At 65.7% G+C, this 23782-nt stretch carries 15 protein-coding genes; 11 read left to right on the forward strand and 4 right to left on the reverse strand.

Features of this window, described 5'->3' with window-relative positions:
* Window positions 1–58: 58 nt before the first annotated feature.
* Window positions 59–493, forward strand: a complete 435-nt coding sequence (locus tag CSAL_RS06700) for a hypothetical protein (protein WP_011506620.1) — start codon at window positions 59–61, stop codon at window positions 491–493.
* Window positions 494–643: 150 nt separating this feature from the next.
* Here the strand turns inward: CSAL_RS06700 and CSAL_RS06705 are convergent, their stop codons facing one another.
* The 3 genes from CSAL_RS06705 to CSAL_RS06715 all read right to left on the reverse strand — a co-directional run bounded on the left by CSAL_RS06705 (window position 644) and on the right by CSAL_RS06715 (window position 4260).
* On the reverse strand, window positions 644–1834 hold the full coding sequence (locus CSAL_RS06705; protein ID WP_011506621.1) for an amino acid aminotransferase: 1191 nt from the start codon (window positions 1832–1834) through the stop codon (window positions 644–646).
* A complete protein-coding gene (locus CSAL_RS06710; protein ID WP_011506622.1) occupies window positions 1818–2174 on the reverse strand; it encodes a 4a-hydroxytetrahydrobiopterin dehydratase in 357 nt (118 codons plus the stop codon). Before CSAL_RS06710 ends, CSAL_RS06705 begins: the two co-directional genes overlap by 17 nt.
* 91 nt (window positions 2175–2265) lie before the next feature.
* Window positions 2266–4260 (reverse strand): RecQ family ATP-dependent DNA helicase, encoded by a 1995-nt coding sequence (locus tag CSAL_RS06715; protein ID WP_011506623.1) that lies wholly within the window; start codon window positions 4258–4260, stop codon window positions 2266–2268.
* A gap of 164 nt (window positions 4261–4424) precedes the next feature.
* Here CSAL_RS06715 and CSAL_RS06720 point away from each other — a divergent pair, with 164 nt between their 5' ends.
* Genes CSAL_RS06720 through CSAL_RS06735 form a run of 4 tightly spaced genes read left to right on the forward strand, consistent with a single transcriptional unit; the run spans window position 4425 to window position 11968 of the window.
* Window positions 4425–5894: a hypothetical protein gene (locus CSAL_RS06720; protein WP_011506624.1), complete on the forward strand. Its 1470-nt coding sequence runs from the start codon at window positions 4425–4427 to the stop codon at window positions 5892–5894.
* A complete protein-coding gene (locus CSAL_RS06725; protein WP_011506625.1) occupies window positions 5891–6667 on the forward strand; it encodes a hypothetical protein in 777 nt (258 codons plus the stop codon). Before CSAL_RS06720 ends, CSAL_RS06725 begins: the two co-directional genes overlap by 4 nt.
* Window positions 6664–11562: a coiled-coil domain-containing protein gene (locus CSAL_RS06730; RefSeq protein WP_011506626.1), complete on the forward strand. Its 4899-nt coding sequence runs from the start codon at window positions 6664–6666 to the stop codon at window positions 11560–11562. Before CSAL_RS06725 ends, CSAL_RS06730 begins: the two co-directional genes overlap by 4 nt.
* Entirely contained in the window at window positions 11549–11968 is a 420-nt protein-coding gene (locus tag CSAL_RS06735) for a group II truncated hemoglobin (RefSeq protein ID WP_011506627.1), read from the forward strand. The genes CSAL_RS06730 and CSAL_RS06735 overlap by 14 nt, the downstream gene beginning before the upstream one ends.
* A 51-nt stretch (window positions 11969–12019) precedes the next feature.
* Here CSAL_RS06735 and CSAL_RS06740 read toward each other — a convergent pair whose 3' ends face one another.
* On the reverse strand, window positions 12020–13354 hold the full coding sequence (locus CSAL_RS06740; RefSeq protein WP_043558104.1) for a replication-associated recombination protein A: 1335 nt from the start codon (window positions 13352–13354) through the stop codon (window positions 12020–12022).
* Between the two features lie 227 nt (window positions 13355–13581).
* Between CSAL_RS06740 and CSAL_RS06745 the strand changes: the two genes are divergently transcribed.
* From CSAL_RS06745 to narI, 6 genes are all read left to right on the forward strand, one after another.
* The gene (locus tag CSAL_RS06745) at window positions 13582–14127 is read left to right on the forward strand and encodes a hemerythrin domain-containing protein (RefSeq protein ID WP_043559160.1); all 546 of its coding nucleotides are present in this window, start codon (window positions 13582–13584) and stop codon (window positions 14125–14127) included.
* Window positions 14128–14261: 134 nt separating this feature from the next.
* A complete protein-coding gene (locus tag CSAL_RS06750) occupies window positions 14262–16943 on the forward strand; it encodes a nitrate/nitrite transporter (protein WP_011506630.1) in 2682 nt (893 codons plus the stop codon).
* A gap of 13 nt (window positions 16944–16956) precedes the next feature.
* Window positions 16957–20739 carry a nitrate reductase subunit alpha gene (locus CSAL_RS06755; RefSeq protein WP_011506631.1) on the forward strand — a complete coding sequence of 1261 codons (3783 nt, stop codon included), beginning with the start codon at window positions 16957–16959 and terminating at the stop codon, window positions 20737–20739.
* On the forward strand, window positions 20736–22295 hold the full coding sequence (narH, locus tag CSAL_RS06760; RefSeq protein ID WP_011506632.1) for a nitrate reductase subunit beta: 1560 nt from the start codon (window positions 20736–20738) through the stop codon (window positions 22293–22295). The genes CSAL_RS06755 and narH overlap by 4 nt, the downstream gene beginning before the upstream one ends.
* Complete coding sequence (gene narJ, locus CSAL_RS06765) at window positions 22288–23067, forward strand: nitrate reductase molybdenum cofactor assembly chaperone (protein ID WP_011506633.1); 780 nt, start codon at window positions 22288–22290, stop codon at window positions 23065–23067. The genes narH and narJ overlap by 8 nt, the downstream gene beginning before the upstream one ends.
* A complete protein-coding gene (gene narI, locus CSAL_RS06770) occupies window positions 23064–23741 on the forward strand; it encodes a respiratory nitrate reductase subunit gamma (RefSeq protein WP_011506634.1) in 678 nt (225 codons plus the stop codon). Before narJ ends, narI begins: the two co-directional genes overlap by 4 nt.
* Window positions 23742–23782: the final 41 nt, after the last annotated feature.

Genomic DNA, 23782 nt, shown 5'->3' on the forward strand with positions numbered 1-23782 from the left:
GGGCTTCGCTTGTCCAATACTGGCATTCGTCCCGGTTCCTGCTGTGAGCCGGGATGCCATGAAAGCGGAAAGCGACGAAAGCGAACAGGAGGCCGCGATGACGATGTCCGCTGTCTGGCGCAGGTGGGGAATCGGTGCGCTGGTGGTGTTACTGAGTGGGCCGGTGTTGGCCCAGACGGATGCGGCGTCATCCGAAAGCGACAACGGGCCGGCCACGCAAGCGAGCGATATCGGCGACGAGGCGACCGGCGTCGGCGAAGACAAGGCCAGTTTCGGGCAGGGGGGCGCGCAGACCCCGCTCGATCAGCGCCGTAACGCGGTGACTTTCGGGCAGATGGATGTCGACCAGGATGGCGTGCTTAGCGAAGAAGAGGCGCGTCAGGCCGGCCAACTCGAGCTCTTCCAAAGGCTCGATGACGGCACGGGCGAGGTCACGCGAGAGACGTTCCGGGACGAGGTCGGCTCGGAGACGCTGCCCGAGGTGGCGGATTGAAAGCGGGGGCGACAATGCGTCTGCCAATCCGCAGACGGCAGGTCCGGACCTGAGCCGTACGCCACGTCGTGCAGCGGCGAGGCGAGAAACGAAAACGCCCGATGCGGAGAACCGCACCGGGCGTTTTCGTGCCGGTCACCGGCGTCGTCGTCAGCCGACGACGGCAGCGATGGCCTTGGCCACGTAGGGCAGGTTTTCCTGCGACAGGCCGGCGACGTTGGCGCGGCCGGAGCGCACCATGTAGATACCGAATTCGTCGCGCAGACGGTCGACCTGTTCCGGGCTCAGCCCGGTGTAGGAGAACATGCCGCGTTGCTCGGCGATGAACGCGAAGCGCTCGTCCAGCCCATAGGGCTTGAGTGCCTCGACGAAGTCACGGCGCAAGCCATTGATGCGGTCGCGCATCTCGGTGAGCTCCTCGCGCCACACCGTGGCCAGTGCTTCGTCGTGGAGAATCTCGGCCACGACCGCGCCGCCATGGGCCGGCGGGTTGGAGTAATTCTCGCGGGCGACGATGGCCATCTGAGAGCGGACGTTTTCCATCTGCTCGCTGTCGCGGGCGATCATGATCATGCAGCCGGTGCGCTCGCGATAGACCCCGAAGTTCTTGGAGCAGGAACTGGTGATCATGACCTCGTCGAGGTTTTCGGCCAGCAGGCGCGGCCCGTAGGCGTCGGCATCGAGGCCATCGCCGAAGCCTTGATAGGCGAAGTCGACCAGCGGCAGCAGGCGGCGCTCACGCACGACCTCGAGCACGCGCTGCCATTGCTCGCGTGACAGGTCGAAGCCCGACGGATTGTGGCAGCAGGCGTGCAACAGCACGACATCCCCTTCGGGAATCTGCTGCAGGGCGCTCAGCATGCCCTCGAAGTCGAGGCGGTTGTCGGCATCCACGTACGGATACTTCTTCAGCTCGACGCCGGCCGCATGAAAGATGCCCAGGTGGTTGGGCCAGGTCGGATCGGAGACCCAGATGCCCTTGCCGGGCAGCTGCGACTTGATGAAGTCCGCCGCCAGACGCAACGCGCCGGTACCACCGGGCGACTGGGTCGCGCTGGCGCGATTGGCGGCCAGCACCGGGGATTGCGCGCCGAGGACCAGCTCGAGCACCGCCTGGCCATAGCGCGGATCGCCATGCGAGCCGATGTAGCTCTTGGTCGTCTCGTTCTTCAGCAGCCGCGCCTCGGCCTCCTTTACGGCCCGCATGACGGGCGTATTGCCGTGAGCGTCACGGTAAACGCCGACCCCCAGATCGACCTTCTGGGGGTTGGGATCCTTTTTGAAGGCTTCGATGAGCCCGAGGATGGCATCCCCGGGCACGCGTTCAATCTGCTCGAACATTGGACTGCGCTACCTCGTCGGTTCTGGCGGCCATGATGAAATCGTTCTTGTGCAAGCCCCCGATCTTGTGGGACCACCAGGTGACGGTGACCTTGCCCCATTCGGTGATCAGCGCCGGGTGATGGCCTTGTGCCTCGGCGAGATCGCCCACCTGATTGGTGAACGCCAGGGCTTGCGCGAAATTGCGGAACGTGAATTCACGCTCCAGTTGCATAATGCCATCGCGCTCCACGATCCGCCACTCGGGAACATCGGCGCCCAGGCTATGCATTTCCGCTTCACTTACGGTGGGAGCGTCGGCGCTGCAGGCTTCGCATTTCAGCTCGGAAAGCTCGCTCATGACGTTGTCTCCTGGTCGTTGAAAGTCAGATCGTTGAAAGCCGTATGCCTTGTACCTGTCCCCTAGTGTAGAGGTCGAAGCCGAGGAGAGCCTAGCGTCCGGCGGCCTGGGCGTTATCCGTGGACAACACTCGCACGGCCTCGTGGATGTCGCGGTAGGGGCGGTCTTCCAGCGCCGCAAACCCCTCGAGCTGGCGTGCCTTGAGGCGCGTCAGCAGCGGGGTGGTGAGTCCCGCGAGATAGCGCGTGAGCAGGTCTGTGCTGGGCGGTGGTGCGTCGGCCAGCGTGGCCAGGCGTTCTTGAAGCGGCGCGCACCATGCCGCGAGCTGCCGGGGATCGAGCGGTGCGCGTGCGGTGTCCGCGGGCAACCGGGCGACGTGGCCACGGCATACCGAACAATGACCGCAATGCTCGGGCGCCTGGTGATCGCCGAAATAATCGGCCAGACGGCGGCTGAGGCAGGTCGTCGATTCGAACAGGGTCAGCATGGCCTGCAGCCGTTCGATCTCGGCGGCTTCCTTGCGCTGGAAATACTCGGTCAGGTGAGTCGCGAGCGCCGCGATATCGAACTCGGCCTGCAGCACTCCGTACACCTCGGTCATCTGCTTGCTTTCGAGCTGGATGAAGCCCTGATCGTTGAAATACTCCAGGGCGCTGATGACGCGACGCCGTGTGGTATCGAGACCGCGCTCGGCACCCAGGGCATCGAGCGCCTCATGGTCCAGCGCGCACCATGTCTTGGCTCTGGGCGAGGCCTCGATCAGGGCGGCGACGAAATCGCGACGTTCGCCGTTGAAACGCTCGATCAGTGCCTCCGGCTCGATCAGATACTTGAAGCGATATTCGGCGAAATAGGCGTAGCGCGGGGCGATGACGCCCTCGAGCTCGAGTCTCACCAGCAGTGTCTTGAGCGGCAGCGGCCGTATGTTGCTGTGCTGGGAGAGGGCGTTCAGGCGTACCTCCCACTGACCCTGGGGCGCGGCATCACGGATGTCCCGCAGGACGCGCTCGATGCCGTCGCGCTCGGGCGTATCGCCGTAGACGAAGTTTTCCAGCGCACCCAGGGCGTCGCGGCCGCCGAGCATCAGGCAGCTCGAGGGTTGCCCGTCGCGTCCGGCGCGACCGATCTCCTGGCTGTAGTTTTCGATCGACTTGGGCAGATCGAAATGCACGACGTTGCGGATATCGGCCTTGTCGATGCCCATGCCGAAGGCGATGGTGGCGACGATGCAATTGATCTCGCCGTTCATGAACGCCTGCTGCAGGGCATCGCGGGTCTCGCCGTCGAGGCCGGCGTGATAGGCGCGGGCCTCGAGCCCCGCCTTGCCCAGATACGCCGCCATCTGCTCGGCGGTTTTCTGCAGGGTGACGTAGACGATGCTGGGCTGGGGCGGCGAGGCGGCCAGGCGCGGCCCCAGCCACTCGACCAGGGCGCGGGGACGGCGCTCGGTGGCGGTGGGCTGCACCTGCAGGTCGAGATTGGGACGATAGAAGCCCGTGGCGGCGACATCCCGGGCGTCGATGGCGAAGCTGTCGCGCATGTCGTCGATGACGCGCGGCGTGGCCGTGGCGGTGAGCAACAGCGCCTGCGGAATGGCGAACTCACGCTGATAGGCGGGCAGCTTGAGATAGTCGGGACGAAAATTGTGGCCCCACTCGGACAAGCAGTGCGCCTCGTCGGCCACCAGCAACGACACCGGCACCCGCTGCAGGAAGGCGCGGAAGCGCTCGTTCTTGAGGCGTTCCACCGAAATCATCAGGATGCGGATGTCGCCGCGCCTGACGCCGTCCATCACCGCCGAGGCTTCCTCCCGGCTCTGGCGAGAGTCGAGGCTCGCCGCGGCGATGCCGTGGCGGCGCAGGAACTCGAGTTGATCCTGCATCAGCGCCAGCAGCGGCGATACCACCAGGGTCAGGTGCGGCAGATGCAGCGCCGGCAGCTGGTAGCAGAGCGACTTGCCGGATCCGGTGGGAAATATCGCCGCCGCCGAGCGCCCCTGGGTCACGGCCTCGACCACCTGGCGCTGGCCGGGGCGGAAGTCGGCGTAGCCGAAGACGCGTTGCAGGGTGTCGTCGATGTCGGCCATGCGGTGCTCCTTGCCACGATTGAGGCGACATCTTACACCCTGTGGCCGTCGGGATGGCGCACGGACCGCCGATGCCGTGCGTGATCGACACGACATGCCGCCACGGACATGACCCATGGCGCTCGCTGTTGGCATAATGCGTCTTTTGCCCACGGAAACGACCCATGACCGCCTGGAGCAAGCTTCTCGTCGCCACCACGCGGCTGCTCGATCTACATGACAGTGGCCATGAGCCCGGCTCGCCGTTCGTGCACGTCAGCCAGGAAAGCCGGCGTGGCCTGCGCGACGGCTACTGGCTGGACCTCGGCTGCTTGCTGCTGGACTATCTGCTCGATGTGGACTTCGCGACCAACAGCGCCTTCGTGTCGCAGACGCGCTGCCTGGCGCACCTGCGCGAGTTCTATCCCGAACTGGCGCATGATGACCTCGGCTTCGTCGTCAACCTGCTCGCCACGCCCAGTGAAGTGCACTTTCGCGATGCGCCTCCGACACCGGAGGTGCGCGATGCATTCGCGCCGCCGGAACCGGATGCCGGGGAGGCGGCCGAGGCGCGCCGCGCGATGCGCAGCACCAAGCGGACCGCCCTGATCGAGAAGCAGAGCCAGACCGGCCAGGTACGCCTGACCGCCAGTGGCCGCCAGGCGGTGACGCTGGCCAGTCAGGTCGAGGACCTCCTGTATTCCGAATACGACGCCGCCAAGGTGCTGGCCGCCCTGGCGCGGGGCGATTTCGCCCGCATTCCCGACATCACCAACCAGATCCTGCTGGCGATCCGCGCCTTGACCCAGGAACTGCGCCGGGTGCGCGAAAACCCCACCCGCGAGGGCAAGCTGGCGGCGTTGCTCGACAACGAGCGCCACTATCACAATGCCTTGTCGAGCATTCAGGAGACGCTGCTCGACGCACGCGCGCAGCTTTCCACGCCACGCTTGATGGAGCGCTTCGCCGACTGGCGCGAGCGCGAGGCGGCACGTCACGGCGAGGAATGGGATCTGCGCATGCTGTCGAGTGCCATCGGCCGCGTGCTCACGGCGATCGAGAACCTCTCGCGACGGCTATCGGAGTTGCTGGCCGATATCGCCGAGGGGCGCATTCAGTCGATGGGCGTGGTCGACTTCGCCGATGTGGCGCGCGGTCTGCTGGCCGCGCCCGCCGCGCCACGCATGAGCGAGGCACTGGTGACACGCCTGATGCCGTTTCACGTCGACGTCGCCATGCCGCGCCTGGCACCGCTGACCCCATTGCTCGAGACCCGTCGCGCCGAGACCAGCCATGCCGCGCTGGTCTTCGATGAAGCCCAGGACGCGGCCCCCGAGGACCCTCTGCTGGCACGCTTCCTGGAGGCGCGCGGACCGGCGCTACGGGCCCGGATCCAAAAGGCGCCGCTCTCGCTGCCCGAGGCCCTGGCCGAGGGCTGGCACCGGTTCGAGGGAGACGACTGCCTGGCGCAGTTGCTCAATACCTTCGTCGACACCGAGCTGCTCGACAGCCACCTGCGGGTGGGGATCGAGGCCCGCGGTTTCGACGTCACACTGGACGACGGCCGCGTGGTCCAGGCCGCCGTCACGCCTTCCTTGCGCGTCGCCACGCCGGCGGCGGGCACGTCCCCGGTCAACGAGGATGCATCACGATGAACATGAGTGAAATGGGCGAGGTCGTCGCCTACCTGCTGCGCTACCGCAGCGCCGAACGCGTCCCGGGCGGTGGCCGCAAGCGCCGCGCCGCGCGCGAGGGCCAGCTCTCCGAGCGCGATGTCTGCGCGCTGATCGACGATGCCAGCGATCTCGAGCGCGAGGCGCTGCGTGACTTTCTGGCCGGCCAGGGGCTGAGGCTCAAGACGTTCGAGGCGGGCGACTTTCCGGGCATCGCGCCGGGGTCGCGGTATTACGCGCTGTTGCCGGATCCGGAGCTCGAGCAGCCCCCGTTGTATACCCGTCAGCCGGTGTTCGAGGCCCTCAAGTTGCGTCAGGAAAGCCGCAGCGAGCTGGCGCAGTGGTATCTGCAACTGTGGCTGCTCATGAATACCCTGCTGTACACCCGGTACAACCGCGCGCTTTCCGACGTCAGCCGTTACCAGGAGGCGACCTTCGCCAGTCACGAGCTGCTCGACCTGCTGCGCGATCAACTCGAAGCGTTGCGCGCGCTGGGCGAGGCGGCACCGGAAACCAGCCGCGTGCTGCTCGAGGAGCGCGGCGAGGATCTCAACCGCCGCGTGCGGGCCTTCATCGACCTGCAGGTACGCGCCGGCCTGCTCGAGGCGTCCGGCGCCTCGGGCGAGGACGCCTCGCCGGGCGATATCTGGCAGCAGACCCTGCTTGGCGCCCTGGAGTGCGAGCAAATCGGCATTCATCAATTGGGCCATCTCCAGGCGCTGGCCGAGGGACGCCTCGCGGAGGAAACGGCATGAGCGTGATCAATCGCATCGAAGTCGCCAACCTGCTCAACAAGCATGGCGATATCGCCTCGCCATGGGACGCCAAGATGCGTCACCTGCTGCTCGATCTGCGCGGTCAGTCCAGCGCCATCAGCATGGAGAACGGGTTCGGCAAGACCACCCTGGCCGAAGCTCTGATCGGTCTGCTGTCCCGCGACAGAAGCCTGATCTCGCGCACGCGCCGCAAGTGCTCGCCGTCCACGGTGGCCGGCCAGGGGCGTAGCTGGAGCCATTTGCGCGTCGAATTCCGCACCCGCAGCGGCAGCGAGCGCCAGGACGACATGCTCGCCGCCGCCGGCGAGGAAGTCGCCGGCGAGACCTTCGTGTTCGGCTTTTACGGCTACAGCGACGGCAGCGGCCTCGCTTTTTATCACTATGCCGGGTGCCTGGAAGACATCCCCGTTCATCATTACACCGTCGACGGCAAGCTGGCGTTGAGTGCCAACAGCGACGTCAAGGCCGACATGGCGAATCGTGGCGTGCGCCTGACCCACAACCGCGAAGAATGGCTCGACGCGGTCGGCGCGCATGTCTCGCGCCGGGAGCTGGCGCAGCTGGCGGCCTTCCAGAAGGAGGGCGGCGCCGACAAGAGCCAGATCTTCAATGCCATCAAGCCGCGCGGCGGCGAGAAGGCGGACCAGGCCTTCTTCTTCGAGGTGCTGGCCCCGGAGATCCTCTCCGGCGCGACGCGGGGCGAGACCGACGAAAGCGAGGAACTGATCGAGGAGGTGATCCTCAACTCCGGTACCAACATCACCGAGTTGCGTCACCGTCTCGAGGAGGCGGAGCACGATCAGCGGCGTGCCGAGGACAAGGTCGCGCGGCTGGCGACGCTGAGCGACGACGGCGCAGCCCTGCTGGCGGCACGCGACGAGCTCGAGCGCCTCGATGCCGGCTTCCAGGGGCTCGAGTGTCTACTCGGCGGACAGGCGCTGCTGGGGTTGCCGGGGATTCCCGCGACACCCGTCGAGGCCGAGGACGAAACGCTGGATGCCGCGATACCCTGTGGTTTCGCCTGGGCCAGTGGTGATACACGACGGCCGCGAGTCTCGCTATGGCTGCTGGCGCGTCTCTCGGGAGGCAGCGAGCGCAGCATTCGTCAGGCGCTGTCCGAGCGCGGCGCGCGGGTCGACGCCCACCGGCGGCTGGTGCATCTGCCCGAGGCCGCCTGGCCGGCCGGTCGCGAAATCGGTCACGTCGACTTCACCGCGGCGCGTGAATGGCTGGCCGAGACCCTGAACTTCGACGACGATGCCGCGCGCCATCGTGCCCTGGCGGCGCTGGATGCCGGCGCCGATGTCTTCGAAGCGCGCGACGGCAACCGCTTCCGCGAGGAAGTGATCGCCGACCAGACCTACCGCGACGAGCTGGGCGCCGACATTCAGGCCGCCGAGCGGCATCTCGAGACGCTCGAGCAGCAACGCGAACGCCTGGAAGGTCAGCAACGCGAGTTCGTCGACAACCAGAGCTTCTATACCCAGGCGCTGAGCGAGGGGCTCTTCGACGAAGCCGAACTGGAGGCACCCGAAGCCACCGCCGAGGCGGCGAAGGCCGAGGCCGAGTCGGCACGCCAAGCCTTGAACGCTCACCTGGGACGCATTGGCGAGCTCAAGCAGGTCGCCGCCTGGCATGCCGAGTTCCAGCAACAGGCCCCGGGGGTATCGCCCGGCGAGCGCCTGGCCGAAAAGCAGGCGCGCGATGAGGTGCTCGAAGAGGCGCATGCCGAGGCCGAGGCCCAGCGTGAGCCGTTGGCGTCGCGTTGCGAGACGCTGCGCCATCAGGCCGAGGCGCTGCGCGACGAACAGCAACGCCTGGCCGGCGAGCAGGGCTTGCTCGAGCAGGGGCAAGCACCGTGGCGTGCCTTCGTCGACGGCTGGCCCGAGGAGGACGTCACCGGCTTCTGGACGCGCCGCAAGACGGCGTTGGCCGAACTCGAAACGCGCTGTCACGGTGCCGAGCAACGCGCCGAGGATGCCCGCCGAGAGCAGGCGCGCCTGGCCCCCCTGCATGACGCAGCGCAGCGTTACGCCGACTATCATGGCGACGATGAGCCGGTGCATCTGCGGCAAACCCTGTATGAGCGTGCGCGCGCACTGGATGACGAAGGACATCGCCTGGAGCAGGAGCAGCAGCGTCTGCGTGAGTTGACTCAGGCGCAGCGTGACTTCGCTTCGCGTTTCGAGGCCGATCCCGAGCGCTGGCTGCGTGATGCCCAGCGGCGCTACCCGCGCCTGCTCAGCGAGGCCGATGCCCTGGATGACGCCATCGAGGAGCGCCGGCGTTATCTCGACAGCCTGGCGGGCGATCCGCTCGAGCGGCGGGCGGTGGAAGCCGAGGCCCAGCAGTGCCTGGATGCCGCGGAGATCGCCTGGCAGCCCCTGCATGCGGTGCTCAACGACGCCGAGGTCGAACGCGAACGGCGTCGCGGCTGGCTGAGCCAGGCCGCCGGCCTGCTGTTTTCGCCGGTGGTGGCGGGAGACGACGAAGCGGAGCGCGCCGCGCGCTGCTTGATCGACGCCGGGCTGGCGTTGCCGGTGTTCGAGAGCGCACGCCTGACGGCTCTGCTCGAGGCCGATCAGCCACCGCTGGGGGCGGTGCAGGGCAGCGAAACCCTGGCCGTCAAGGCCGCGCTCGATCCACGCTATCTCGAGGAGTTGCGTCGCGATACCGAGCGCCGCCTGAGTGCCGACCGCGAGCGTCGGGCCGCCCTGGCGGCGGAATGCGAACGTCTCGACCCGCATGGCGATGTCTTCGCGCTGGCGCTCAAGGCCCGCGAGGCGCAACAGGCGGACGCCGAGACGGCCCTGGCCACGCTCGACGAGCGCCAGCAGCAGCTCGACGCCCGCCAGGCGGAGCTGACGCCGCGCTTGACCGAGGCGGCGCTGAATTGCATCGACGATTATCAGCGATATCTGCAGGCAGGCGGCCAGGCCGCCGTGGCCCAGGCCGAGGCGGCACTCGAGGAGGCCGAGCGCGACCTCGCGGATTGCCGTCCGGCGATGCAGCAAGCAGCGGAAGAGCTGGAGACCCACGGGGCGACCTGGCTGGCCGCAGAGCGCTTCGCCGATGCCGGTGGCATCGAGCGTCTCGAAGCCTTGAAGGCGCGGCTGGAGACGCTGGAGACGCAACTCGGCGAGATCCGCGAGCAGCTTGCCGAGGCAGAGCGCGATCACGAGGCCGTGTCGCGCCGGCTGCACGAGATCGATGCCGAGCGGCGCAGCCTCTTCGACGATGGCGAACGCGATCGATTGCGCGCCCTGGCCGAGTTCGAGGCCGATGGCGGCGATGCCTTCATGGCCACCGCCGAGGTGGTGCAGGAAGAACTCGAGGCCGCGCTGGAAACGGCGAGCCGACGTGCGCGCTTCGATTTCTCGCGCCTGCGTGCCTATCTCGACGTGCGCGACGCCAGCGGCGGCAGCCAGAAGCTCGAGCGCGACATCGCCGCGGCCAAGCGGGCGTATCTCGAGGCCCGCGAGGGACTCAAGGCGCAGCGCCGCGAACGTGATGAGGTGGAAGCGCGGCTGGCCGAGCAGCGCCGGGCCATGGAGTGGGTCGACCAGCTGGCCATCGCCTGGCTGGGCGTGATGCGCGAACTACCCGAGGGATGGGCGCGGCGGCTGGCGGCTCTGGACGATCTCGCCGCCGCGAGTCACTGGCCGCTCGACGACCCACGGCACGAGACGCGCGAGGCCGCGTTGGCGACATGGCATGCCCAGGCGGGCATGTCGGCGACGTTGTCGCTTCCCGACCTGGAGGCCTGTCAGCAAACCCTGCTCGACGCCCTGGCGGAGCTCAACCTGGGCGAGCGCGCCCGCAATCGCGAACGTCAGGACAAGACGGTGCGCGGTCTCGAGCGGCGCCTCGCCCAGGCGCTGGAAGCCGCCGCCGAAAGTCGCGCCTTCAGCGAGACCGAACGTGCTCGTCTGGCGGCCCTGAAAGGCGTGACGGCCGACGCCCTCGACGACCTGGCCGGGCTGCATGGTCAGCTCGATACGCAGCTCGAGGAGCACCGCCAGCGCGTGGCGCGTCTGCATGCCTCGCGCGAGCAGATCGAAGGCACGCTGGTCGAGCGGCTGAGCTCGATCATCTCGGATGCCGCCGGCAACCTGGACATTCTCAAGCGCGTGGCGCGTAGCCATGGCGAGGGCGGTGCCTACTTCGAGGTCAAGGCCGCGCTGATCGACGGCGAGTCGCTGCGTGAACTGATCACCACGTTGCTGGCCGACATCGACGAGCATCAGGCCGCGCTCAAGCGCCGCGCCGAGCGCGATGGCGGCATGAGCGAAGGCGATAGCCGACGCCGTGACGACGACCTGGTGCGTCAGATTCGTCGGCGCATCTATCGTGGCCTGTTCCACGAGGTGTCGATTCGCCTCAAGCACGACGCCATTCGTCCGCACGGGCGACTGTTCTCGCTCAACGAGGACATGTCGGAAGGGCAGCGCGAGGCAGTGTCGCTGATGTGGCTGGTCAAGCTCTCCGAGTTTGCCATCGAGCGCGAGTTGCGCGAGCTGCCCGGCCATCACAAGCGCCGTGCGCGGGCCAGCCGCGAGAGCGTGATCCTGCTCGATGGCCTGTTCTCGAAGCTCTCCCATCGCCGGCTCATCCAGGACTCCCTGGAGTCGCTGCGCAACACCCGCGGGCGCTTCCAGATGATCGGCCTGATTCACAACCCCAACTACGAAAACGACCCGGCGATCTTCCCCACCTATCTGGTGGGGAGCGTGATCGGTGGTGTCCAGGGACAGGGCGGGCACGTCATGGTGCGCGACGGCCAGGTTACTGCGCCCGAAGCACTCGGCCGTGCGCCCGGCGAGGCCAGCCTGTTCGGCATTCACGTGACGGAGCCGGCCGATGAAACCTCATGACGAATCCCGTCAGTCGCGCGTCTTCGGCGTCGGTGACAGCACGCTGCGCGCCGTGGGCGGGGAGGCGGCGGTACGCGAGCTGGTGGATCGCTTCTATGATGCCATGGAGCGCCTGCCCGAGGCGCGGGGGATTCGCGCCCTGCACCCCGCCGATCTCGACGAGTCCCGCGACAAGCTGACGACGTTTCTGATCGGCTGGATGGGCGGTCCGAGCCGTTATCGCGAGCGTTTCGGGCCGATCGCCATCCCCGCGGCGCATCGTCACCTGGATATCGGCCCCGAGGAGCGCGATGCCTGGCTGGCCTGCATGGCGACGGCGCTGGAGGAAATCGGTGCGGCGGATGATCTCAAGCGCTACTTGCTGACCCAGCTGCGTCATCCTGCCGAGATGTGCCGCCGCCGTTGAGGGCGGCGGGCCTTTTCATGATCACTCTCATGACGACTTTCATGACCCCTCTCATGACGATGCATCGGCCTGGGCGTCGAGCTCGGCGCGCCAGGCCTGCATCTGCTTGAAACGCTTTTCCTGGCCGTATTCCGTGGGCGCGAAGAAGGTGGCCGCGGGAAGCTCCGCGGGCCAGCAGTCGTGTGCCCGGCCGGCGGGGTAACCGTTGGGTTCGTTGTGTGCGTAGCGGTAGCCTTCGCCGTGGCCGAGGGACGCCATCAGCTTGGTCGGGGCGTTGCGCAGATAGGTGGGCACCTCGAAGTCGGGGTGCGCGGCGACGAACTGCTTGGCGGCATTCCAGGCCTGGTCGATGGCGTTGCTCTTGGGGGCGATGGCGAGATGCAGCGCGGCATGCGCGATGGCGCGCTGGCCTTCGTAATCGCCCAGGCGCAGATAGGCGTCCCAGGCCGCCATCACCAGCGGCAGGGCGCGGGGCTCGGCGTTGCCGACGTCCTCGGAGGCGATGGCGGCGAGGCGGCGGACCACGTCGAGCGGATCGCCGCCGCCTTGCGTGAACTGGGCGATGTACAAGAGCGCGGCATCGGGGCGTGACGAGCGTATCGATTTGTGGATCGCCGAGAGCAGGTCGTAATAATGGTCGCCCTGCTTGTCGAAGGCACTGGCCTGGTGCCCCAGCACTTCGTGCAGCGCCTGCAGGGTCAGGCGCTCGCCACCCTCGGTGGGCTCGGCGAAGTCACAGGCGGTCTCCAGCAGGCCCAGGGCGCGTCGTGCGTCGCCCGAGGCCGAGCGCGCCAGCGTTTCCAGTACACCCTCGTCGGCCTCGATATGGCGTTTTCCGAGGCCGCGCTCCGTGTCCGCCAGGGCCTGGTGCAATACGCGCAGCAGGTCCTCGGTTTCCAGCTTGCGCAACACGTAGACGCGCGCCCGGGAAAGCAGCGCCGAGTTGACCTCGAAGGAAGGGTTCTCGGTGGTGGCGCCGATCAGTGTCAGCAGGCCGGACTCCACGTGGGGCAGCAGCGCGTCCTGCTGGCTCTTGTTGAGGCGGTGGATCTCGTCGAGGAACAAGAGCGTCGGCTGGCCGCGCACTTGCCCCTCGCGCGCACGCTCGACGGCGGCGCGGATGTCCTTGACGCCGGCCATCACCGCCGAGAGACGTTCGAGCATGGCGCCCGAGGCATCGGCGAGGATGTCGGCCAGGGTCGTCTTGCCCACGCCCGGCGGTCCCCACAGGATCATCGAGCGTACCGCGCCGCTTTCCGCCATGCGGCGCAACGGCTTGCCGGGGCCGACCAGAGCTTCCTGTCCGACGTAGTCGTCGAGACGGCGCGGCCGCATCCGGTAGGCCAGCGGTGTGTTATCGGGTTGGGATGAAGCGAACAGGTCCATGTGTATGCCATCGTGGGTGAGTCGAGTCGCCAAAATCGTATCTAGACTTTCGGCCAACAGGCGTAATCCTGTCATACCCGCTAGGGTAAAACATTCGAGCCCCGGTAGGGTGTTGTTCCCATCGGGGGGAGCGGGAGTCAATGAGGACTCTCGCCTAAACTGGCAAATAGGCTGCCGGATACCCCGCGCTGCCACGCGCCGACTGCAAAGGAGGCCTGTCCATGCCCATGCTGACCCAATTGCGCCAAGACCATGCCAACATGGCGCGTTTGCTGCACGTATTGCAGCTTAAGCAGAAGACGCTGGCGGAAGGCGAGCGTCCCGACTTCCAGATGATGCGCGAGGTCGTGGATTACATTCTCGATTACATGAGCGGCTTCACCGCCCCGCTCGAACGGATGTGCACCGAACAGTTGAACACACGGGCGCCGGAGGCCAACGGGCTGTGCCAGCGTCTGTCCGAGGATTATCGGGCGCTCAACGCCCGCCTGGCCCGGCTGTCCCAGAATCTCGACATGATCCTGATGGATGCGGTAGTGCCGATGGACCAGTTCAGCGAGGATCTCAAGGCCTACCTGGAGTCGCACCGTGCCTACCTGCGCAGCGAGCGCGAGGAGTTGTTCCCGCTGATTCGCGAACATTTCGACGAGGACGACCTGGACCAACTGGCGAAAGCCCTGCCCGAAGGCGCGGAAGCCGAGCTGGCCCGTCTGCAGGAAGCCTATCCGTTGCTTTATGCCGAGTTCCGCGAGGCTCCCTCGCCATTGAATTGAGGCAGTCTTGGGCATGCGTCATGGCGTTGGCTCGACGTTGTCGATCATTGAGCACTTGATCTAAATCAAAAAGCCCTTTGCCTCCCTGTCAGAGAATGGCGCATGCCATGTGACTGGCGCAGGGAGACAACGAGATGGCCAACGCCAACACGCACAATGAACAACGTCGTGCTCTAGGGCTTTCCACGCTGGCCTTCACAGTGTGTTTTGCAGTATGGACGCTGTTTTCCATACTCGGTTTGCAGATCCGTCAAGAGTTCGCGCTGTCGGACACCCAGCTCGGTCTGCTGATGGCGACGCCGGTGCTCACCGGATCGATCAGCCGCCTGTTTCTGGGCATTCTCACCGACCGCTTCGGTGGGCGCTGGGTGTTCAGCCTGTTGATGCTGGTCACCGCCGGCTGCGTCTACCTGCTGACGTTCGCCAACAGCTATCCCATGCTGCTGCTTGCCGCCTTGGGGATCGGCCTGGCCGGCGGCTCGTTCATCGTCGGCGTGGCGTACACCTCGGCCTGGTTCGAGCGCGAGCGGCAGGGCACGGCGCTAGGCATCTTCGGCGCCGGTAACATCGGCGCGGCGGTGACCAACTTCGGTGCTCCTTTCCTGCTGCTGACATTGGACTGGAGAGGAGCGGCGCTGGTCTATGCAACGGGCCTGGCGGCGATGGGGATAGTCTTCCTGCTGCTGGCCAGGACCGATCCGCAGAGCGAGCGACGGCGTGCCGATGCCGTACCACTCACGCAACAGTTGGCGCCACTGGCCGAGCTGCGCGTGTGGCGGTTCTCGCTGTACTACTTTTTCGTCTTCGGCGGCTTCGTCGCCCTGGCGCTGTGGCTACCGCATTACCTGGTCGAGGTCTACGGCCTGAGCATTACCGCCGCCGGTATCGTCGCGGCGCTGTATACCATCCCGGCATCGCTGTTTCGCATCCTCGGCGGCTGGCTCTCCGACCGCTACGGGGCGCGGCGGGTGATGTACTGGACCCTGATTGTCTCGGTGGCATGCAGCTTCCTGCTCAGCTATCCGCCGACCCACTACAGCGTGCAAGGCGTTCGCGGCACCCTGGAATTCTCGTTTGCCATCAATCTGATCGGCTTCATTGCGCTGATCATGGTGCTGGGCTTCTTCATGTCGCTGGGCAAGGCAGCGGTGTTCAAGCACATCCCCAGCTACTATCCCCAGCATGTCGGCGCGGTCGGTGGCGTGGTGGGCATGGTCGGCGGCCTGGGCGGTTTCTTTCTGCCGCTGACCTTCGGCATGCTCAACGATGTGGTGGGCATCTGGCAGAGCTGCTTCATGCTGCTGTTCGTGGTCTCCGGCGCGGCGCTGGCATGGATGCACTACGCGATCCTGCGTGCCAGTCGCCAGGAGTGGCGCAGCGGTCACGAGGTCACCGACCTGCCGGAGCTGTCCACGCCCAGCCGCTTCGTACTCCAGGATTGGCGCCCCGAGGATCCGGATTTCTGGGCCGAGAAGGGCAGGCGCATCGCCACGCGCAACCTGTGGATCTCGATTCCCAACTTGCTGCTGGCCTTCGCAGTGTGGATGGTCTGGTCGGTGGTGGTGGCCAAGCTGCCCCAGGTGGGCTTCGACTACAGCTCCAACCAGCTGTTCTGGCTGGCTGCGCTGCCGGGCCTGTCCGGCGCCACATTACGCATCTTCTACAGTTTCATGGTGCCGATCGTCGGCGGTCGGCGTTTTACCGCGCTGTCCACTGCCTCGCTGGCGTTGCCGGCGCTATGGATCGGCTTCGCCGTGCAGAACCCCGAGACCCCCTATCTGGTGATGCTGATCCTGGCACTGCTGTGCGGTTTCGGCGGCGGCAACTTCGCCTCGAGCATGGCCAACATCTCGTTCTTCTATCCCAAGCGCGAGAAGGGCAACGCTCTGGCGCTCAATGCCGGGCTGGGCAACCTCGGTGTCAGTGTCATGCAGTTCCTGATCCCGCTGGCGATCACCGCCGGGGTGTTCGGTGCACTGGGTGGCGAGCCTCAGGCCCTGAACGACGGCGATCGCATGTGGCTGCAGAACGCCGGTTTCGTCTGGGTGCCGTTCATCCTGCTCGGTGCCGTGGCGGCATGGTTCGGCATGAACGACATCGCCAGCGCCAGATCCTCGTTCAAGGATCAGGCGGTGATCTTCAAGCGCAAGCACAACTGGCTGATGTGCGTGCTCTACACCGGCACCTTCGGCAGCTTCATCGGCTACTCCGCGGGCTTTCCACTGCTGGCCTCCAACCAGTTCCCGGAGGTCGACGTGCTGCAGTTCGCCTTCCTGGGACCCCTGGTGGGCGCGTTGTCCCGCGCCGGCACCGGCTGGATCTCCGACCGTTTCGGCGGCGCCCGAGTCACCCTGTGGGTGTTTGCGGCGATGATTGCCTGCGTGGCCGGCGTGCTGTTCTTCCTCGGCATCAAGGACCAGCCGGGGGCGTTCTGGGGTTTCTTCGCCATGTTCCTGCTGCTGTTCTTCTTCACCGGGGTGGGCAACGCCAGCACCTTCCAGATGATTCCCGAGATCTTCCGCCAGGAGGTGGCGCGGCTGATGCCATCGCTCGATGCGGACGCCCAGCGCCAGCAGAGCGAGAAGGAGTCGGCGGCGACCATCGGTTTCACCTCGGCGATCGCCGCCTACGGTGCCTTCTTCATTCCCAAGACGTTCGGCAGCTCCATTGCCCTGACCGGTGGTGCCGAGATGGCGTTGTACGGCTTCATCGTCTTCTACGCGATCTGCGTGGGACTGACCTGGTTTTATTACACACGCACCAACGCCGAGATCCGCTTTCAGGCGGACCGCCTCGTCATGAACCCGAGCCGCTGAGGAGAGATGCCCCATGAGCCATTTCCTGGACCGCCTGGCGTATCTGAAACGTCGGCCCGAGCCTTTCGCAGGCGGGCACGGTGAAACGCGCGATGAGAACCGCGAGTGGGAGAACGGATACCGGCAGCGCTGGCAGCACGACAAGGTCGTACGCTCCACTCATGGCGTGAACTGCACCGGATCGTGCAGTTGGAAGATCTATGTCAAGAATGGCCTGGTCACCTGGGAAACCCAGCAGACCGACTATCCGCGTACCCGTCCGGACCTGCCCAATCATGAGCCACGTGGCTGCCCGCGCGGGGCCAGCTACTCCTGGTATATCTACAGCGCCAACCGGCTCAAGCACCCGCTGGTGCGCAAGCCTCTGCTCAAGCTGTGGCGGGAGGCCTTGGAAGCCAAGGGCGATCCGGTGGAAGCCTGGGCCTCCATCGTCGAAGATCCGGCCAAAGCCAGGCAGTACAAGAGCGCCCGCGGCATGGGCGGCTTCGTGCGCGCCGACTGGGACGAGCTCAACGAGCTGGTCGCCGCCTCCAATGTCTACACCGCCAAACAGTATGGACCGGACCGCATCATCGGCTTCTCGCCGATTCCGGCGATGTCCATGGTCAGCTACGCGGCGGGCAGCCGCTATCTGTCGCTGATCGGCGGTGTCTGCATGAGCTTCTACGACTGGTACTGCGACCTGCCGCCGGCCTCGCCGATGACCTGGGGCGAGCAGACCGACGTACCCGAGTCCGCCGATTGGTACAACGCCGGCTACATCATCGCCTGGGGTTCCAACGTCCCGCAGACCCGTACCCCCGACGCCCACTTCTTTACCGAAGTGCGCTACAAGGGCACCAAGACTGTCGCCATCACGCCGGATTATGCCGAGGTGGCCAAGCTCACCGACGAGTGGCTCTCCGCCAAGCAGGGCACCGATGCCGCCCTGGCCATGGCCATGGGGCACGTCATTCTCAAGGAGTTCCACCTCGACAGGCCCAGCGCCTATTTTACCGACTACGTGCGGCGCTACAGCGACATGCCCTTCCTGGTCGAGCTCGAGGCCCGCGAAGACGGCAGCTACGCGCCGGGCCGCCAGATGCGCGCCAGCGACTTCGAGGCGAGCCTGGGCCAGGGCAACAACCCCGAGTGGAAGACCGTCGCCTGGGACGAGACGCGCGACCGGCTCGTCGTGCCACGCGGTTCCATCGGCTTCCGCTGGGGCGAGGCAGAAGGCAATCAGGGCAAGTGGAACCTCGAGCCGCTGGACGCCGACGGCGCCGAGATCAAGCCGCTGCTGACCCTGGCCGAAGCCCATGACGAGGTGGCGAAGGTCGCCTTCCCCTACTTCGGCGGTATCGCCCATGAGCACTTCGAGCACGTGAAAAGCGGGGGCGCCAGTGACGAGCTGCTGTTCCACAGCCTGCCCGCCAAGCGCCTGACCAGGGTCGACGGCAGCGAGGTCCTCGCGGTCACCGTGTTCGACCTGATGTGCGCCAACTACGGCATCGACCGTGGCTTTGGAGAAGACGATGGTGCCACTGCCTTCGACCAGCTCAAGCCCTATACCCCGGCCTGGCAGGAGAAGATCACCGGCGTGCCCGCCGAGCAGTGCCTGCGCATCGCCCGGGAGTTCGCCGCCAATGCCGACAAGACCCGGGGGCGCAGCATGATCATCGTCGGTGCCGGCATGAATCACTGGTACCACATGGACATGAATTACCGCGGCTTGATCAACATGCTGGTCATGTGCGGCTGCATCGGCCAGAGCGGCGGTGGCTGGTCACACTACGTGGGGCAGGAGAAGCTGCGTCCGCAGACCGGCTGGCTGCCGCTGGCCTTCGGCCTCGACTGGCAGCGGCCGCCGCGACACATGAATTCCACGTCTTTTTTCTACAGTCACTCTTCCCAGTGGCGCTACGAGAAACTCCAGATCAAGGAGATCCTCTCGCCGCTGGCCAATCCGGCCGACTACTCCGGCAGCCTGATCGACTTCAACGTGCGCTCAGAGCGCATGGGCTGGCTGCCCTCTGCGCCCCAGTTGGGGACCAATCCGCTGCGCCTGGCCCGGTCCGCTGCCGAAGCGGGCATGCATACCGCCGACTACACCGTGGACCAGCTGAAGCGCGGCAAGCTCGCCTTCGCGGCGGAGGACCCGGATAACCCCCAGAACTTCCCGCGCAACCTGTTCATCTGGCGCTCCAACCTGCTGGGCAGCTCCGGCAAGGGGCACGAGTACATGCTCAAGTATCTGCTGGGGACCCGCCACGGTATCCAGGGCAAGGACCTGGGCGATGCAGACGGCCAGAAGCCCGAAGAGGTCAAGTGGCATGCCGAAGCGCCCGAGGGCAAGCTCGACCTGCTGGTGACCCTGGACTTTCGCATGTCGACCACCTGCCTCTACTCGGACATCGTGCTGCCCACGGCGACCTGGTACGAGAAGGACGATCTCAATACCTCCGACATGCATCCCTTCATCCATCCGCTGACCGCAGCCACCGACCCGGCCTGGGAATCGCGCAGTGACTGGGAAATCTTCAAGGGCATCGCCAAGGCCTTCTCGAAAGTCTGCGTCGGACACCTGGGGGAGGAGACCGACCTGGTCACTCTGCCGCATCAGCACGACTCTCCCGCCGAACTGGCTCAAGTGGAGGTAAAGGACTGGAAGAAAGGCGAGTGTGAGCCAGTGCCCGGCAAGACCATGCCGGCGCTGATCGAGGTCAAGCGTCATTACCCCGAGACCTACGAGCGCTTCACTTCCGTGGGACCGCTGCTCGAGAGCATCGGCAACGGCGGCAAGGGCATCGGCTGGAACACCGAGCAGGAGGTGGAGCTTCTCGGCAAGCTCAATCATCGCAAGCTGGACGGTCCGCACAAGGGACGTCCACGGATCGAGAGTGCCGTGGATGCCGCCGAAATGATCCTGACGCTGGCGCCAGAGACCAACGGCCAGGTGGCGGTGAAGGCCTGGGCGGCGCTCTCCCGGATCACCGGGCGTGACCACACCCACCTGGCGCATCCCAAGAAGGAGGAGAAGGTTCGCTTCCGCGACATCGTCGCGCAGCCACGCAAGATCATCTCCAGCCCGACCTGGTCCGGTCTCGAGGATGAGCACGTTTCCTACAACGCCGGTTATACCAACGTCCACGAAATGATTCCGTGGCGCACCGTCAGCGGCCGCCAGCAGTTCTACCAGGACCACCCCTGGATGCGTGCCTTCGGCGAAAGCCTGCTGGTCTATCGCCCGCCCATCGACACCAAGGCGGCGGTGAGCGTGGCCGGGCCCGATGGCGCCGTGAGCAAGAGCAACGGCAATCCGGAGATTGCCCTGAACTGGATCACGCCGCACCAGAAGTGGGGCATCCACTCGACCTACTCGGACAACCTGCTGATGCAGACCCTCTCAAGGGGCGGCCCCATCGTCTGGCTCTCCGAGGATGATGCCGGCTCCATCGGCGTCGAGGACAACGACTGGATCGAGCTCTACAACGCCAATGGTGCCATCGCGGCCCGCGCAGTGGTCAGTCAGCGGGTCAAGAACGGCATGGCAATGATGTACCACGCCCAGGAACGGATCCTGAACATGCCGGGTTCCGAAATCACCGGCACGCGGGGCGGCATTCACAACTCGGTGACGCGCGTATGCCCCAAACCGACCCACATGATCGGTGGCTATGCCCAGCTCTCCTACAGCTTCAACTACTACGGCACCGTCGGCTCCAACCGCGACGAGTTCGTCATCGTGCGCAAGATGAAGAAGATCGACTGGCTGGATGGCGAAGGCAACGACTACGAGCAGGAGGCCGTGAAATGAAGATTCGTTCCCAGGTCGGCATGGTCCTCAACCTCGACAAGTGCATCGGCTGCCATACCTGCTCGGTCACCTGCAAGAACGTCTGGACCAGTCGCGAGGGCGTCGAGTACGCCTGGTTCAACAACGTCGAGACCAAGCCCGGCATCGGTTATCCCAAGGAGTGGGAGAACCAGCACAGATGGAAGGGCGGCTGGCTGCGCCGCAAGGATGGCCATATCGAGCCGCGTATCGGCGGCAAGTGGCGGGTGCTGGCGAATATCTTCGCCAACCCCGACTTGCCCGAGATCGACGACTACTACGAGCCATTCACCTTCGATTATGAACATTTGCATACTGCCAGGCAGGGTGAACATCAGCCCACGGCCCGGCCGCGTTCGCTGATCTCCGGCCAGCGCATGAACAAGATCGAGTGGGGACCCAACTGGGAAGAGATTCTCGGTACCGAGTTCGCCAAGCGCCGTCGTGACGCCAACTTCGAGCAGGTGCAGGCCGATATCTACGGCCAGTTCGAGAACACCTTCATGATGTACCTGCCGCGGCTCTGCGAGCATTGCCTGAACCCGACCTGCGTGGCGTCCTGTCCGAGCGGGGCGATCTACAAGCGCGAGGAAGACGGCATCGTGCTGATCGACCAGGACAAGTGCCGCGGCTGGCGGATGTGCATCTCCGGCTGCCCGTACAAGAAGATCTATTACAACTGGAAGAGCGGCAAGTCCGAGAAGTGCATCTTCTGCTACCCGCGCATCGAGGCCGGTCAGCCGACCATCTGCTCCGAGACCTGCGTGGGCCGTATCCGCTACCTGGGGGTGTTGCTCTATGACGCCGACCGCATCGAGGAAGTGGCAAGCTCGCCCGACGAGCAGGATCTCTACCATCGCCAGCGCGAGATCTTTCTCGATCCCCACGATCCCGAGGTGATCGCCCAGGCCCGCAAGGACGGCGTCGCCGACAGCGTGATCACCGCCGCCCAGCAGAGCCCGGTCTACAAGCTGGCCATGGAATGGGGCCTGGCGCTGCCGCTGCACCCGGAGTATCGCACCCTGCCGATGGTCTGGTACGTGCCGCCGCTGTCGCCGATCCAGTCTGCCGCCGAGGCCGGCCAGGTCGAGTACGACGGCGTGCTGCCGAAGGTCGAGTCGCTGCGCATCCCGGTGAAGTATCTGGCCAACCTGCTGACCGCCGGCGAGGAGGCCCCTGTGGTGCTGGCGCTCAAGCGTCTGATGGCGATGCGGATTTACATGCGCGGCAAGCATGTGGAAGGCCAGGTGGATACCTCCGTGCTGGACGAGGTCGAGCTGAGCGAAGCTCAGGTAGAAGACATGTATCGCTATCTGGCCATCGCCAACTATGAGGATCGCTTCGTGATCCCCACCAGCCACCGCGAGATGGCCGTCGATGCCTTCCCCGAGCGCGGCGGCTGCGGCTTCAGCTTCGGCAACGGCTGCCACGGTGGTGACAACGACGCCAGCCTGTTCGGAGGCCGCAAGCAGACCACCACCCTGGTTCGACCGGTGGAAACCTATGATCCACAAGCCGAGGAGGCCCGTCATGGCTGATACCGCTCCCGATATGGCGTCGCTCGGTGGCATGCGTAGCCTGCGCGTGCTGGCACGGCTGCTGGATTATCCCTGCGAAGCGCTCCAGGCCGCGGCCGACGAGATGATCGAGGTGCTCGATGCCGAGCGCCGATTATCGGCATCGCACCGTACGGCCCTGGTGGAATGGTGCCGGCGACTGATGAATGCCGATCTCATGGATCTGCAGGCCGAGTATGTGGCGTTGTTCGATCGTGGACGCAACACCTCGCTGCTGCTCTTCGAGCACGTCCACGGCGAATCCCGAGATCGCGGCCAGGCCATGGTCGACCTGCTGGCCGAGTACCGCGCCGCCGGTTTCGAACTCGATGCCCGCGAGCTGCCGGATTACCTGCCGCTGTTCCTGGAGTATCTCTCGACCCGGCCGGAGGCCGACATTGGCCGCTGGCTGGGCGAGATCCGCCATATTCTGGCCTTGCTCGCCGCCCGTCTCGAGGAGCGCGATGCCGATCATGCCTTGGTGCCCCAGGCACTGCTGGCGCTGATCGGGGCAGAGGAGGATGTCGCGGCCCACCGCGACACAGCGAAGGGGGAAGCGCCGGATCATACCGCCGACGCCCTGGATGCGGTCTGGGAGGAAGAGGCAGTGCGCTTCTCCGCCGAGTCCGATCGGGACTGCGCCCTGCAGTCCGCAGAGGGACGCAGACTCAACGAGCGCAAGAAGATGACGCAAAGCGAAGCGGTGAGGGTCTTGGATCCTGTCGCCCGTCAGGCGCGAGGAGATTCGCCATGAATTATCTCAACGAACTGTTGTTTGGCCTCTATCCCTATGTGGCGGGCACCGTCTTCCTGATCGGCAGTCTGCTGCGCTTCGATCACGGCCAATACACCTGGAAGGCCGGTTCCAGCCAACTGCTGGACCGAAAGCGAATGCGTCTGGGCAGCAACCTGTTCCATATCGGCATACTCGTCATCCTTGTCGGTCACCTGGTCGGCCTGCTGACTCCGCATTGGGTTTACGCGCCCTTCATCTCGGCCGGACACAAACAGGTTCTCGCCATTCTGGTCGGCGGCATCGCCGGGGTGATGTGCCTGGCGGGAGGCATGATCCTGCTTCACCGTCGTCTGACCAATCCGCGTGTGCGCGCTTCGTCGAGCCGTGCCGACATCTTCATCCTGGCGCTGTTGATGGTGCAGGTTAGCCTGGGGCTCTTGACCATTCCCTTCGCCATGCACCATCTCGACGGCGGCGTGATGCTGCTGCTGGCGGATTGGGCGCAGTCGATCGTGTTCTTCAAGGGAGGCGCCGCCGAGCATCTCGCCGAGGTCGGGGGGATCTACAAACTGCACATCCTGGTGGGACTGACCATCATTCTGGTCTTCCCCTTCACTCGCCTGGTGCATGTCTGGAGTGCACCACTGGGGTATCTCGGACGGCGTTATCAGGTCGTCCGCAAGCGCGGCTGAAGCGGGCCTTGCCAACGGAAACGCTCCCGATCGTCGGAACG

Origin of the sequence: Chromohalobacter israelensis DSM 3043 (assembly GCF_000055785.1) — a bacterium.
GTDB lineage: Bacteria > Pseudomonadota > Gammaproteobacteria > Pseudomonadales > Halomonadaceae > Chromohalobacter > Chromohalobacter israelensis.

Excerpts from the sequence above, each read along its gene's own strand:
- CSAL_RS06700 (WP_011506620.1), top strand. The coding sequence starts at position 59 with ATGAAAGCGGAAAGCGACGAAAGCGAACAGGAGGCCGCGATGACGATG.
- CSAL_RS06705 (WP_011506621.1), bottom strand. The coding sequence starts at position 1,834 with ATGTTCGAGCAGATTGAACGCGTGCCCGGGGATGCCATCCTCGGGCTC.
- CSAL_RS06710 (WP_011506622.1), bottom strand. The coding sequence starts at position 2,174 with ATGAGCGAGCTTTCCGAGCTGAAATGCGAAGCCTGCAGCGCCGACGCT.
- CSAL_RS06715 (WP_011506623.1), bottom strand. The coding sequence starts at position 4,260 with ATGGCCGACATCGACGACACCCTGCAACGCGTCTTCGGCTACGCCGAC.
- CSAL_RS06720 (WP_011506624.1), top strand. The coding sequence starts at position 4,425 with ATGACCGCCTGGAGCAAGCTTCTCGTCGCCACCACGCGGCTGCTCGAT.
- CSAL_RS06725 (WP_011506625.1), top strand. The coding sequence starts at position 5,891 with ATGAACATGAGTGAAATGGGCGAGGTCGTCGCCTACCTGCTGCGCTAC.
- CSAL_RS06730 (WP_011506626.1), top strand. The coding sequence starts at position 6,664 with ATGAGCGTGATCAATCGCATCGAAGTCGCCAACCTGCTCAACAAGCAT.
- CSAL_RS06735 (WP_011506627.1), top strand. The coding sequence starts at position 11,549 with ATGAAACCTCATGACGAATCCCGTCAGTCGCGCGTCTTCGGCGTCGGT.
- CSAL_RS06740 (WP_043558104.1), bottom strand. The coding sequence starts at position 13,354 with ATGGACCTGTTCGCTTCATCCCAACCCGATAACACACCGCTGGCCTAC.
- CSAL_RS06745 (WP_043559160.1), top strand. The coding sequence starts at position 13,582 with ATGCTGACCCAATTGCGCCAAGACCATGCCAACATGGCGCGTTTGCTG.
- CSAL_RS06750 (WP_011506630.1), top strand. The coding sequence starts at position 14,262 with ATGGCCAACGCCAACACGCACAATGAACAACGTCGTGCTCTAGGGCTT.
- CSAL_RS06755 (WP_011506631.1), top strand. The coding sequence starts at position 16,957 with ATGAGCCATTTCCTGGACCGCCTGGCGTATCTGAAACGTCGGCCCGAG.
- narH (WP_011506632.1), top strand. The coding sequence starts at position 20,736 with ATGAAGATTCGTTCCCAGGTCGGCATGGTCCTCAACCTCGACAAGTGC.
- narJ (WP_011506633.1), top strand. The coding sequence starts at position 22,288 with ATGGCTGATACCGCTCCCGATATGGCGTCGCTCGGTGGCATGCGTAGC.
- narI (WP_011506634.1), top strand. The coding sequence starts at position 23,064 with ATGAATTATCTCAACGAACTGTTGTTTGGCCTCTATCCCTATGTGGCG.